The organism is Sphingobacterium sp. UBA7253 (assembly GCF_002472745.1).
Taxonomy (GTDB): Bacteria; Bacteroidota; Bacteroidia; order Sphingobacteriales; family Sphingobacteriaceae; genus Sphingobacterium; species Sphingobacterium siyangense.
In genome coordinates this window covers 5,241-5,591 of sequence record NZ_DKSP01000057.1, presented here as the reverse complement: position 1 = coordinate 5,591, position 351 = coordinate 5,241, and the positions used below count along the sequence as shown (strand labels likewise).

Annotated in this window: 1 pseudogene; it reads right to left on the bottom strand. The window is 36.5% G+C overall.

From position 1 onward, the window contains the following. Positions 1-17: 17 nt before the first annotated feature. Positions 18-351: pseudogene (locus B2X72_RS05250) on the bottom strand (transmembrane HD family protein); the annotation flags it as partial.

The following is a 351-nucleotide window of genomic DNA, read 5'->3' as shown; positions in this document are numbered from 1 at the left end:
TTGTTTGACAATTAAAATTACATTGTTTTTTTGCTTAAATCATAATCTACCCGAACATGGTAGATACTTTTGAGCATTGCTTTAAAAATAACTGCAGATTCGGTGATATCTTTTAGCGTAATGTTACTGTTATTGAACTGCCCCCGCATCAATTTATGTTCGATAATTTTATCGACAAGGTTATTGATAGACTCTTCAGATGGTTCTTTTAATGCACGGGATGCGGCTTCGACCGAATCCGCCATCATAAGTACAGCTGTTTCCTTGGAAAAAGGAATAGGTCCGGGGTAGGTAAATAAAGACTCGTCAACCAGTTTATCGGGGTTGTTCTTGACAAAAACGTTATAAAAA